Source organism: Rossellomorea vietnamensis NBRC 101237, from assembly GCF_001591825.1.
Taxonomy (GTDB): domain Bacteria; phylum Bacillota; class Bacilli; order Bacillales; family Bacillaceae_B; genus Rossellomorea; species Rossellomorea vietnamensis.
This window is the reverse complement of record NZ_BCVQ01000001.1, coordinates 61939-75122: the sequence shown is the minus strand read 5'-3', so window position 1 is coordinate 75122 and position 13184 is coordinate 61939. Positions and strand designations below refer to the sequence as shown.

12 protein-coding genes are annotated in these 13184 nt (G+C 46.0%); all 12 read right to left on the bottom strand.

All coding sequences use genetic code 11. The features are described from left to right. Nucleotides 1-20: 20 nt before the first annotated feature. The 12 genes from BVI01S_RS00335 to BVI01S_RS00275 all read right to left on the bottom strand — a co-directional run bounded on the left by BVI01S_RS00335 (nucleotide 21) and on the right by BVI01S_RS00275 (nucleotide 13140). On the bottom strand, nucleotides 21-1634 hold the full coding sequence (locus BVI01S_RS00335) for an ABC transporter substrate-binding protein (protein WP_061808780.1): 1614 nt from the start codon (nucleotides 1632-1634) through the stop codon (nucleotides 21-23). 28 nt (nucleotides 1635-1662) lie between these two features. Then, a complete protein-coding gene (locus tag BVI01S_RS00330) occupies nucleotides 1663-2541 on the bottom strand; it encodes a carbohydrate ABC transporter permease (RefSeq protein WP_061808779.1) in 879 nt (292 codons plus the stop codon). A 15-nt stretch (nucleotides 2542-2556) separates the two neighbouring features. Further along, a complete protein-coding gene (locus tag BVI01S_RS00325) occupies nucleotides 2557-3441 on the bottom strand; it encodes an ABC transporter permease (protein ID WP_094075239.1) in 885 nt (294 codons plus the stop codon). 252 nt (nucleotides 3442-3693) lie between these two features. Beyond that, nucleotides 3694-5031, bottom strand: coding sequence for an ABC transporter substrate-binding protein (locus BVI01S_RS00320; protein ID WP_061808777.1), 1338 nt, complete (start codon nucleotides 5029-5031; stop codon nucleotides 3694-3696). Then, a complete protein-coding gene (locus BVI01S_RS00315) occupies nucleotides 5028-6620 on the bottom strand; it encodes a response regulator transcription factor (protein ID WP_244886816.1) in 1593 nt (530 codons plus the stop codon). Before BVI01S_RS00315 ends, BVI01S_RS00320 begins: the two co-directional genes overlap by 4 nt. Further along, nucleotides 6595-8382, bottom strand: a complete 1788-nt coding sequence (locus BVI01S_RS00310) for a sensor histidine kinase (protein WP_061808776.1) — start codon at nucleotides 8380-8382, stop codon at nucleotides 6595-6597. The genes BVI01S_RS00315 and BVI01S_RS00310 overlap by 26 nt, the downstream gene beginning before the upstream one ends. 146 nt (nucleotides 8383-8528) lie before the next feature. Further along, the gene (locus BVI01S_RS00305) at nucleotides 8529-8813 is read right to left on the bottom strand and encodes a hypothetical protein (protein ID WP_156477264.1); all 285 of its coding nucleotides are present in this window, start codon (nucleotides 8811-8813) and stop codon (nucleotides 8529-8531) included. A 60-nt stretch (nucleotides 8814-8873) separates the two neighbouring features. Next, nucleotides 8874-10217, bottom strand: a complete 1344-nt coding sequence (locus BVI01S_RS00300) for a replicative DNA helicase (protein ID WP_061808774.1) — start codon at nucleotides 10215-10217, stop codon at nucleotides 8874-8876. Next, nucleotides 10183-10494: a replicative helicase loader/inhibitor gene (locus tag BVI01S_RS00295; protein ID WP_061808773.1), complete on the bottom strand. Its 312-nt coding sequence runs from the start codon at nucleotides 10492-10494 to the stop codon at nucleotides 10183-10185. Before BVI01S_RS00295 ends, BVI01S_RS00300 begins: the two co-directional genes overlap by 35 nt. Then, nucleotides 10491-11351: a hypothetical protein gene (locus BVI01S_RS00290; RefSeq protein WP_061808772.1), complete on the bottom strand. Its 861-nt coding sequence runs from the start codon at nucleotides 11349-11351 to the stop codon at nucleotides 10491-10493. Before BVI01S_RS00290 ends, BVI01S_RS00295 begins: the two co-directional genes overlap by 4 nt. Nucleotides 11352-11956: 605 nt before the next feature. Then, a complete protein-coding gene (locus BVI01S_RS00280) occupies nucleotides 11957-12202 on the bottom strand; it encodes a barstar family protein (protein ID WP_061808770.1) in 246 nt (81 codons plus the stop codon). A gap of 104 nt (nucleotides 12203-12306) precedes the next feature. Continuing rightward, on the bottom strand, nucleotides 12307-13140 hold the full coding sequence (locus tag BVI01S_RS00275) for a hypothetical protein (RefSeq protein WP_061808769.1): 834 nt from the start codon (nucleotides 13138-13140) through the stop codon (nucleotides 12307-12309). Nucleotides 13141-13184 lie beyond the last annotated feature (44 nt).

The following is a 13184-nucleotide window of genomic DNA, read 5'->3' as shown; positions in this document are numbered from 1 at the left end:
AGGCACAGTCTGAATATTGATTATGATTGGTTACGGTCATATCCATCCTGCTTGATTTTCAGCCACTCTTGTAACCCAAGGCGATCGAGTTCTTTCAAATAATCCGCCCATTCTTCATCAGCTTTCCCGTTGGTGATCCATTCCGCCTTTTTACGCTGGACATAAGCAAGTAAGTCGGTCTCGATCTTCGAAAGCTTATCTAACTCTTCTAGGGAGAAGAATACTTTTGGATAGATGTTTTCCGCCTTCATATCCGGTACCATGACATCCTTCATGAGTCCCAGTCTCCAGGCAGCATCATCCGGTTTTGTCGTCACGGTTCCATAGTATTCGTCCAGGATGGCCAGTGGACCGCCGACGGATGTCTTTTCCCTGAGCTCAACAGGGGCCGTTCCTTCTAATGGAAGGTGCTTTAATGATTTGCTTGCACTATCCATTTCGAAGATGTTCTGCTGTTTGTCATCCCCATATGTTCCCCAGTTATTTTGAACCGATTGAAGCGGGTTATAGAATTGATCGATCCACTTCGCCGTCAGTTCAAGGTTCTCGTTCGCACTCGTGATGACCATTCTGTTCCGGTCAAATCCCATACCGTTCGTTCTTGCCACATTCTTCGTTCCATCAGGTCCTTCAAGGGCCGGCATGAGGTCGTATCGATCGTTCATACCCGTGATATTGGCTTTATCCCATGTGAAGTACATGCCGTAGCGTCCTTCTTTCCCTTTCGACAGGTAGGTGTTCCAATCCTGTTCAAACGCTTCTACGTCAATCAAATCTTCTTTATATAATTCATTCAAATAATTGATGGCATCCTTATACCCTTCGTCGGCTGCCGTCAGCTTCACTTCGCCGTCGTTGGTGACAACCGTGTGATCCCAGTTCTCACCGAGTCCGAATGAACCGAACAAGAAGGACACATCTTCACCTCCATGGTTGATGATGAAAGACATCGGGATTTCATCTGCCTCTCCATTCCCGTTAGGATCCTGTGTCTTAAATGCTTTCAGGACTTCTTTCAGTTCATCGGTTGTTTTCGGCATCTCAAGCCCCAGTTTATTCAGCCATTCGACATTGATCCAAGGGAAGTCATCAACAGAGTGGATGCTTTCCTTCCCTGAACCAAGCTCTTCAATCCAAGGAAAGGAATAAATATGTCCATCCGGTGCCGTCATCATCGAACGATATTCAGGCGCAGCGTCCAAGACCTTTTTCAGGTTGGGCATATGCTCATCAATCAGATCCTCAACAGGAACGATCGCCCCATCCTTCGCAAGCTTCAACAGCTCATAGTCACTGTATCCCGCATTCATGATCGCGTCTGGAAGCTCGCCGCTCGCGACAGCAAGATTCCGTTTTTCATTGAAGGTCTCACCCGCTGTATAATTAGTCCAGTCAATCTTCACTCCCGTTTCTTCCTGGAGCCTTTTGAAGATCAGCTTTTCATTTGGATCATCAGGCGCAAGTGGTGAGCTGGATGTCATCATCTTAAGCGTCACTTGTTCCTCTAACGGAAACTTCACATTTTCCAGTTCATAATTCTCAGAAGAAGCACTTTCACTGTTGTTGCTGCATCCAGCTGCAAGCAGCATACCTGACATTAGAATCGCCGACATTGTCTTTGTCTTTTTCCCCATTGTTAAACCCCCATTGATAAAAAATAGATTATTTTAAAGATCCCACCATAACACCTTTTTCAAAGTATTTCTGGAAGAATGGATACATAATGATCAGCGGCAAGCTTGCTAATACGATGGATGAATACTTGATCATCTCTGAAATCCTTTGCAGTTCAGCAGCCGCCTGTTGATCCGCGATCATCCCCGGCTGGACCTCATTCTGGATCAGAATCGATCGCAGGACCAGCTGTAACGGGTACAAATCCCGGTCTTCCAGGTAGATCATCGCATCGAAATATGAATTCCATTGTGCGATGAACGCATAGAGTGCGATGACAAAGATAATTGGTTTCGATAATGGAAAGACGATGTTCAAGAAAATCTTGAACTCCGAAGCCCCATCGATCCGTGCTGCTTCCTTCAACTCATTCGGAATCGATTTGAAATACGTTCTTGCAAGGATAATGAACCAAACATTGATGGCATTGGGAAGGATGATCGCCCAGATCGTGTTCAGCATCCCTAAGTCCTTCACCACCATATACGTCGGGATCAACCCTCCATTGAAGAACATCGTGATGAGAAAGAACACCATGATGAACTTTCGTCCGACAAGCCCTTCAGCCGAGAGGGAATAGCCGGCAAAGATGCAGACACTCACGGTGATGAGGGTGAACCCGGCAGAATAGAGAATCGAGTTGATGAATCCTCTAACGATGGTCCCGTCCTCGAAGATCCGTTTATATCCCTCGATCGTCCAATCCGATCCGCTGATGAGTAATCCTTTTTTCACGAGAACATTCGGCTCAAGAACCGAAGATAGTAGAACGTAAATCAAAGGGAACAGAACGATGATCACGATTCCCCCAAGCAGGATTTTGTTAATGAAAAGAATGAGTTTATCACTCCTGGTGTATTGGTACATCTCGTTTCCCCCTTTCTATAAAAGACCTTCGCCTTCGTTTAATTTCTTGACCACACGGTTGACGAAAACCAACAAGATGACATTGATGACGGCATTGAACAACCCTACTGCCGTGGCGAATGAATAGTCCCCTGCCTGCAGCCCCCGCTTGTATACATAGGTAGAGATGATTTCCGAGGTTGGAAGGTTCATAGACGTCTGTAACAGATAAGCTTTCTCAAATCCGATGGCCATGATGCCTCCTGCAGCCAGGATAAATAGAACCGCCATGACAGGCTTCAATGTCGGAAGATCGATATGCCAGATGCGTTGCAACAGGGACGCCCCATCGACGGTTGCTGCATCGTGGAGCTGGGGATCCACATTGGCGAGTGCTGCCACATAGATGATGGATGCCCACCCTGCACCTTGCCAAACACCTGACCAGATATAGATGCTTCTGAAGGCATCGGGATCAGACATGAACGAAATCGGCTTATCCGTAAATACCGACAACATCGCATTAATGGGTCCCGTAGGTGATAGGAAGAGAAAGACCATACCCGAGATGACGACGACCGAGATGAAATGCGGTGCATACAGGATGAGTTGTACATTTTTCTTTACTCCTGCTTTTCTGAGTTGATTCAGCATGAGTGCAAGGATGATGGGAATCGGAAATCCGATCAGTAGCTCGAAGGAACTTAATTTCAACGTATTGATCAGGATATCCATGAAATTCGGAGACGATAGAAAGTCCGAAAAGTGCTTCAATCCCACCCATTCACTTCCATTGATCCCCCTGATGGGACTGAAATCCTTAAAGGCGATGGATGCGCCATACATGGGAACATATTTGAAAATGATCGTAAGAATGATGGCCGGTGCAAGAAACAAATAGAGAATATAGTTTTTCTTCATATAATGGAGCTTTGATTTGAGTTTCGAATCTTTCTGTGTTTCTGTTATGACTGGTGTATCTGCCTTCGCAAGTTCTTGCAATCGTTTGACCCCCTTTATAAAAAATCAAGTTGTGTGTTATACAATGACCTGCCTGTTGTGTTCACTTTACTAGAATCCCAGAATGAAAACGTTTACTATTTTCGGATGAGACAGTTTAAATTTTTTGGAAGTTCACGGCACAAAAAAACCTCCGGCGTCTGCCAAAGGTTTCTACTCTAAATCATTCAGTTCTTCATTAATCGTTCTTACCGCCTTATCTGCTGACGTTTTGACATCTTTCCCTCCGATCCCCACGTCTTCAAATAACGTTTTGACCGCTTCACTCACGACAGGATAAGCAGGGGTAATCGGTCGATTCCTTGAGTACTTTTGTGCCTGTTCCACAAAAATATTCTTAGGGTACTCATTGAATTCAGGAAAGGCTTCGGCAACAGAATATCGCGCAGGAACATCACCGGTGATCTCCACATACTTCTTTGCCCCTTCAAAGCTGGTGACATATCGGACGAACTCCCATGCTTCATCGGGATAGTCGGTTTCAGACGATATACCGAGAGACCAACCTCCGTTTGGAACCGCCTGTTCGCTCCCTTTCGGCAGGGCGGTAATACCGAAGTCCTCACCCAGTCGGAAATCAGGATTCATACTACTGAGACTCTCCACCATCCAGGAACCGAGGACGGTCATGCCGAGCTTATCGGTCTCCAAGGCCTCCTCGGGGAGTTCGACCTTGGCCACCCGGTGTTTCTGATACAGATCCTGATAAAACTGCAAGGCTCTCAGGGAAGCCGGGGAGTTCAAATATCCACTCGCTGTCTGATTGTCCGGATCCAGGACATCCCCTCCAAATTGCCAAAGGATAGGCATCTTGAAGTAGGAAGGTGACTCCCCATCCGGGAACCCTTGAGCGGGGTCGATCCCCGTGATGTCAGGTGATAAAGCAGAGATTTTCTTAGCTGCCTCGAGAACCTCCTCCCATGTCATCGGATCATGTGGATTTTTGGAAGGGAGGGGTACCCCTGCTTTTTCGAACAAATGGATATTATAAAAAAGGGCGACACTCGACTCTGCAATGGGTGATAAATAGATTTTATCCTCGTATGTGATCCCCTTCAACGTAGGGGCTGCGAGATCCTCGATATGACCTTCTTGTTTCATATAATCGTCCAGGGACATCAATCCACCCGCACTGGCATAAAGGGCGAGAGTAGGCGTATCGATCGTCAAGATATCAGGTGGATCACCTGCTGCCATTTCGGTTCTTAGTTTCAACTCATAATCACCATATGGTACAGGAATCATCTTCACTTCAATCGTAGGATGCTCCCTATTAAAGTCAGCCACCAGCTCTTCATACGCCTGATTCTCAAGCTCTGTCCCTTTGTTTCTCCAGAATGTCAGGTGGATTTTGGCTTGTTCATCTTGTATTTCACCGGCCTTATCCCTGCTGCTTTCCTTGAAGGAGGTGAAAGAGAAGATACTGTAAATGCCGGCTGTCAACATGAGTAGCGCAGCGAGAACATAGATAATGGGCAATTTATACTTCATCGTGCCTCCCCCTTATCCTCTGTCATGGATTTCCGGTAATCCAGTGGCTTTTGCCCAAATCGCTTTTTGAACACCGTACTGAAATATCCGGAATTGGAATAGCCGACAAGATGGGCAATTTCGATGACCTTTAACTGTTCATCCATCAATAGGGAACGGGCTTTTTCCATTCGGAGATTCACGAGATAATCGCTGAAATTCTGTCCTACCAGTTCTTTGAACATCTCCGATAAATAGGCCGAGTTGATATGGAATTGATCAGCAAGGGAGGTAAGTGAAATTTCATTCGTGTAATGCCTGTCCATATACCGCCTTACATTCTCCACGATGGCAATGCCATTAGAGGAATGGCGGGTTTCACTCACCTTTTCCGCAATCACTCTTGCAAGGTCCAACAGTTCTCCTTTAACCCGGTCACGGGAAGTCAGTTCCCATATCCCCAGTTGACAATTCCACATCTTCTTCTTCAAATCATCGGTATATAGATCATATTTTCTTGCCATGGATCCAAGCATGAAGAGCACCCGGCTCGCTGCAAAGGAATACGACATCACGGATTGCCGGTCGCATTCAGCAAGAGTTGTCAGAAGATGTTTTCTGAAGCTCTCGAAATCCCCCTGCTCCATACTGTTTGACAGCTTCCACTCTGCATCCTCAGTGAACTCGGCGGTCTGTTTACTCGATGTCCCGTCGATAACCTGGGACATGACATCAGCTGAACTTTGGCTCCAGGAAAGAAGGGCCGAAATATATCCGTTCTTTAATTGTGATAAGCCCCTGACCACTTTCCCCAGTCCGATGACCGTTTCAAGATGAAGATAGGCGCTGACATTCTTTTGCAGCTCCTGAACAAAGTGAGGGACTTGGTCTCCCCCTGAATGATGATGACATAGAAAATGAATCATATTCGGGTAACTCGTGTCATAGAAGGACATGATGCCTTCATGCTCATAGGATAATTCTCTGCACAACATCTTGAACGGCAGAAACAAATCCCTCACTTGTTCGGAGTCACTACTTCGAATCTCTACGGTAATGAACTGGACGACCGTGTCCTCACCCACCAGCACATCAAGCTTAAGCTGACTCAGCCTCTCCCTGGAAATATTCTTCTCCGCCCATTCATCCTTCACCAAATGAAGAAGGTACTGCTCCCTCATTTCCTCGGCGTGGAATTGGTTCATTCTATCCGTTTCCATCCTTCTCTGCTTCTCCACTTCAATCTCGCCCTTACTTTTTCTAAGGGCAGCCGTCAATTCCTCGGGATCGACCGGTTTAAGCAGATAATCCTTTACTCCTTCGACCAAAGAGGAACGGACATACTCGAAATCTGCGTAACCCGACAGGACGATTACCTTGATCTCCGGATACTTACCCGATAACGCTTTCACAAGCTGCATCCCGTCCATGACCGGCATCCTGACATCGGTCAGGACAAGATCAGGCACCACCTCTTCAATGACCTGTAACGCTTCCTTACCATTCGAGGCTTCACCGGCAATAACGAAGCCTTCTTCTTCCCAATCCACTTTCCACTTCAACCCTCTCCGGATTTGAATCTCATCATCGACCAGAATCACTTTCAGCATGAAGATCCCCCTCTCCACTTTTTATACGTAACACAATGGTTGTGCCTATATTCTCTTTGGTTGTAATGTGATAGGTGAATTGTTCTCCGTAATACAGCTTCAATCGTCCCAGGACATTTTTAAGCCCGATGCTTCGTCCTTTGCTTTCAAGTACTTGACTAGTTTCATGACGACTCAGGTCACGTTCCAACTCTTCCACAATAGACTCAGGGATCCCGATTCCATTGTCCTCAATCACAATTTCTACCCAGTCATCCATTTTCTTCGTCGCAATGCGAAGAACGGCCTCCGTTTTTTCTATGAAGCTATATTTCACAGAATTCTCCACAAGTGGCTGGATAACGAACTTAATGATCGGGAGCGTAGAGGCTTCAGGATCTTCCTCAATGGAAACGGAAAGAGCCTCTTCATAGCGCAGCTTTAGAATTTCCATAAACCTCCGTATATAGGTCATTTCTTCTCCGAGGGTCACCATGTCCGATTCCGTATTGAGGGAATAGCCCATAATCCTCCCTAAATGGATTGTGACATCGATCACCTCTTTGTTCTTCCCTTGAGCTGCGAGACCACCAATGGTTTCCAGAGTATTATTGAAGAAATGGGGATTGATTTGCAGGAGCAGCGCCTTGTATTCCGCATCCCTTCTGCGGATATTGGCTTCATATTCCGTTTCGATCAGGGTGTCGAGGCGGTTGGTTGTCTGGCCGAACACATCCACCACATAACCAATCTCATCATTTGCTGTCTTTATGGAAGGAATCAATTGCTTCGCTTTCTTAAATTCTCCCTTTTCAACCAGCTTCATGGCACCGGTCAGTTTCCCCAAAGGCTTTACGATAGTTGAAGAGAAAAGATAAGACGCCATGATCGTCAATAAGAAAATCCATCCACTCGTCAAAAGGAGATTCCTCTGAAGCTCATTAATCTGAGCGAACAGTTCAGACTTGGTAATTTCACTGACCAGTACCCAATCCCCAACCTTTGCCTTCTGATAGAAAATCATATACTCTTCTTTCTTGAAAGGGACCTCTATTAATCCCGAGCTGTTTGCTTCCGTCTTAATGGTCTTTAAGCTTTCTTCTACTACATTCTCCGGTGTATCAATGCTGCCCGTCAGCACATTTCTGCCGCTGCTGTCCAGGAGATAGACTCTTCCGTTCTCACCCAGCTTGATCTTGCTTAAGGCATTCTCAAGAAGGGACGATGGAAAGTTCACCTTGATCACCCCGGATAAATCAAGGGTATTAATATCAAAGAGGGGCAGAAGATAACTGTTCACATGATCCGCCATCAGATCATTATGAGACCTTAGCCAGCGTTGATCGTCTTTATAGAAATCATCAAACCAATCTGTTTTCTCCAGAGGAGGAAGATTCCCGGCAGTCCCAGTCCCATCATTGAGGTAAACCGATACGGACATCGACTTGGAATTGTTGATCATCATCGAAGACAACTCCGCCTTTAACTGATTCTTCATCAAAAGACGTTCAGCCTCCGTTGCCTCCCTTTCATCCTCTTCGGATTTGATCCAATCCTGAGTCGTAGGGTTCACCAGTACCTGCTTTCCTAAATCCTCTGCCTGCGACGTAATCGAATCAATATACAGGGAATACTGTTCCATCATTTCAATCGTCGAACTCGTCGTACGTTCCTCCATAATAGACGTAAACCAGTTCGGAATCAGAATCGACAGAACGAGAAAAGGAAAGGTCAGCAGCAAAGTGAAGATCATAAATAATCGATTGCGAAGTGAGAAAAACATATGGCCTCCATGGTTAATGCAGAATAGAATTCTATTGTTTGAAAAGTGAAACTACTATTCTACTAAATTTACCATAGAATAGGTGGGGTGAAAAAGGAGAAAAATAAGAAGCAGAGGGACGGTTCTCCTGCTTCCATTTCATTTACTTAAATTCCCATCCAACTCCCCCCACTAACCCTCTCCCTCCCAATCAATCCCCCATCCTCCACCACACCCACCATATCCATCATCACCGCAAACCCCTGATCCACCCCACTCAACACCCCCGCCTCCTTACACCCCTCCCACAACTCCCGATAACTCACCAATCCATACCCATCCTCACGCCTCTTCCGCTCCTCACCCAACAATCCCACCAACACCCCATACACCTTCAAACTCTCAACCCGAAAATTCAACTCATTCCCCTTCGCATACTCCGTCACCAACATCCCAATCCCTCCCCCTTTATCATTCAGTGAGCCAATCGGGCCTGTCCCCCAGGCCCACACTCAAACCGAACCAACAGAACCGCCCCCCTGCTTCATCCATCCCCCACGAAACCGCCCAAACTCCTTCACAAACTCCAACTTCACCGTCCCCACCGGCCCATTCCGGTTCTTTGCAATCTTCACTTCCACCTCCTGCCCGTTCTTCGAGTCCGGATAGTAGTAATCATCCCGATACAAAAACAACACCACATCTGCATCCTGCTCGATATTCCCCGAGTCCCGCAGATCCGACAGCCTCGGCCGCTTGTCATCCCTAGACTCCACTCCCCTCGATAGCTGCGACAACAGAATGATCGGAATTCCAAACTCCTTCGCCATTCCCTTCAGCTGCTTCGTAATATGCCCAATCGCCAGATCATGCCGGTCAAACCGCTCCTTCACCGTGATCAGCTGCAGGTAATCAATCACCACAAGAAACGGCTCCGTCGGGTACTCCCGCTTCAGATTCATGATCCGCTGTCTGATCTCCGGCAACGTAATCATCCCATTCTGCGACAGTTCAAGCTTCGCCTTGTACACGGCGTTCATCGCCCCGTGCATCCTCGGCATCTCGTCCTTCGTCAAATACTTATACGGATTCTGCCATTTCATCATGTTAATATCCGTGATACTTGAAAGAAGTCGCTGCATGATCTGCCTCGAACTCATCTCTAAGGAAAACACCATGCTCACACCTTTCTCCCTCGTGCATTCCCAAGCAAGCTGGATGGCAAAAGCCGTCTTCCCCATGGAAGGCCTTGCCGCCAGGATGATGAGCTCCCCTTCCTTCCACCCTCCCGTCAGCGCATTCAGGCTCTCAAATCCCGTCGAGACACCCGGAAGTCCGTCCCTCTCCATGTAAAGAGATTCATAGAGATCCATGATGATGTCGTCCTTCGACTCTTCGTCGATCGCCGCATTCGTATGCATGTCGATGAGTGCTTTGTAGAGGCCCTGTGCGGATTCCGGGGTGTAGGCGTTCAGGAAGTGGTGGGCCGAATTCTTGATGAGGCTCAGTTCGTAATACTTCAGGACAATCTGTTCATACTGCTCGATGTTCACCGTCGTCGGGCAGTAGTTGGCAAGCGCCAGGAGAAACTGGACCCCACCCACATTCTCAATGTCATCCCCAAGCTCCTCCAACAACATCACGAGATTAATCTCCAGCCGCTTCTTCTGTAGCCCCTTCATTGCTTTAAAAATGAGGCGGTTCCTCACCAGGCTAAAATGCTTCTCCTCCAAAGTCAGTGTATCTAACACATCCGCATCCAGAAGCACAGCTCCAATGATCATGCTCTCCGCTTCATGCAACTCCCGAAGCAGCTGCTCATCAGCCCCAGGGTGGTGCAGGTCGTGTCCATTCATTTCGTCGTTCATCCTCAATTCGAATCGCTCCTTCTTTTTCCCACGCTTCCATGGTTTGTAGTATCGTCGTTTCCTCCACCGGCGGTTCATACAGCTCAGAAATCGTCGGCATGTACGGGCTCACCTTGATATGAGCTTCAATCCGCCTCTTCACCCCGTCATACTCACAGTCCTTCAGGTGCCGATACCAGATGATCGCCGTCTCACGACTGAGTAGCCGGTGAGGATAGGCCCCCTTGATCATCTTCACCAGCTCCCTGAACTCTCCCGACGTCATGCCTCCGTCACAATCTCCTCAAGCCCCTCCAAGAAGTCATCCATGTCCTGCATCGATTCCCGAGGAGTGATGTACGCCTCAAGGGCCTTCTCCAAATACTTCGGACTGTTGATCGTCAGCTTCGGATTGATGCTCTCCTGCTTGTCAAACTGCTCATCCATGAACTGAATCAGCTCATCCGTCGACAACTCGCTCAAACTGATCCGCTCCATCGCCACGTGATCCATCGGTGTCAACAGAAAGCCTTGTCCCCTCCTGCCGACGAAATGCCCGATCAGCGCCTGCAGCCTACTTACATCCATAGTGTCTCTAGTGGCAGTGGTGTTGATGTTGTTGTTCTCTAAGATCTCTTCATTCTCTAAGTTCTTAAGTCTGTTTGCAGGTTCTCTCCGCACCTGTTTCACATCCTTTTCGCCGCACGAAGACCCTCCGGAACCAGCCCCATCATCAGGCTGGTCACCACCGGATTCCTCCCGTCCCTCTTCCTTCTTCGACATCCCCATCCAACTCAAATACTCCCCACAAGCGAAATCCTTCGTCGGTCTCAGCGTAAACACATACCCATGCTCATACTTCTCTGCCTTCAACCATCCATCCCTCTCCAACCGCTTAATCGAACGTTGAATCCGCGAATGCGAATACTCATCAATCTTCTTCCCATTATAGAACCACAGATCCTCCCGCAGCTTCCGGAGCGAACGCACATACTGCCTTTCCCCAAGCACCACACCCCCAACCTGAACCCCGCCTTGATACGTCGCATTCAACAGAATCAACACATACAGCCGAAGATCCTCCGGGTGATGAAACGTCTCCTTATCCAACATACCTGTCTCCAACTTTCTCCATCCATTCATTACAATCACTCCTCATTCGTTTTGGTTTCACCCTTTATATAGGGAGATGGGAGTGAAAGGGACACCCTATGGATAATATTTTTATAAAAAAAACATTCGGGTGGGGTCCGAATGTTAAAAGGCGAGTTTATGAAATTAGTAAAACGCAGCAGGAACTGTGTCATCCAATGGCAAGAAAACACCAGAACTAAGTTCTTCTCATGAAGTTAGGAAGCAACATAATCAAGATCGTAAGCGTGATTGAACTTAGAATAAACCACCATTCAAAATGGACAAATACAACCAAAGGTATTATTCCCAGTATTAAACCGACTCCTGTTCTGAGATACACATTTGTAAATGCCCTGTAGCTTGCAAAGGATATAAAGAGATAAACCACAGCTATGATTAGGCATGCAACAAACATCGTCATCACTTCCCTCTCCTACATGTGCAAATTAGGTATATTATTCTTATAACCTATCACTATATAAATAAACAGAAATTGTAATAAAATGACATCAAACTAAGATAAAAATGCCTCAGCAATTCTCACTTGGAAATTCACATCGACTAAATAAAAAAAGACGGCTATCATAAAAGATAACCGTCTTCATATTAAAAACTCACTTAACCTCAATAATAAAATCGCCTTCCAGCTCTTCTTGTACTTCCTTAAAAAGCTGTAAAATCTTTTCTGAGTCTTCCCCAAGATGACCTTTACTTATATCAAATTTCTCCCACACAAGCAACAAAGGCAACTGAATAAAACCAGTCAAACAATCCCATAAAGCATTTAGGTTCTCACCATAGTATTCAGGTAAATCCAGGTTCCGTTTAATATACTTATGAAACTCCTGCATCTTCACCATTTATTATAACTTCGTTCATTCTTACACCACCAGATAATAGTGAGGTTTTTATTCTTGAAAGCTGATCTCCAAATTATATTAATTAGCAAAAAAAAATTGCATTATTAAACGGAGATGTCTTTTTTATCTTTCTCTTCATCCTCAACCTCTTCAAAATCAATATCAATAATCTCTGGAAACTCTTTTCGCATTTCATAATATTCTTTTTTAACTTCCTCTTCTGTCATGACCAAGGTTTCTGATAACGTTACTGCTAATCTTTTACCCATTGGTCTCATGGTAGTATACGTTAGAGATCCTGAAATAACACCCCCAACAACGGGAATGACTTTAGAAACACCTTTTGCAAACGAATCTTTAGTAAGCTTTATCCCTATAGAGGCTAACACTTTCTTAATAATTGGATAGTATAGTGTTTTAGTTAGTGCTTTTTGAGGCAATTTTTTCAATACTTGCTTAGATAGGTTTGAGGACAAGAATTTAATGGCTGATTGGGATCCCCCCACCCCGAACATGACACCTAAGAAAACTAGGATATTATCACGTGCTTTCTCAGTATCTAGGTGTTCCTCCAACCATAAGTCGTGATGTCCATATAAATAGGCCAATTCTTGTGCGAGCCTCATAGCAATTCCATAGAATTGAATAACATCCCCAGGGATAGTCCCTGCCATAGCAATGCCCCCTGGCAGCCCCGCTCCGAATGATAGTGAGGTACTAGTCAATGTCCTTTTGTGGATGACTGACTTGGCGATGTTATCGATTTCCTTCCTCGTCACCCCTGCCCCGTATGGACCCTTCTCCATGATCTCCCTTAGCTCAGACGCACCCTTTCTCTTAGAGAAAACTTTTGTTAAAAACTCTTCTCTTGAAACCTTCACCCCTGGCAGACTTAAAGATTTCTCAAGAATCAATTCGAGCTTGGTGTTTGCAGTCATTTAGTACACTCCCATATTAAAAGTATTGTCCTCTTATAAAAAAT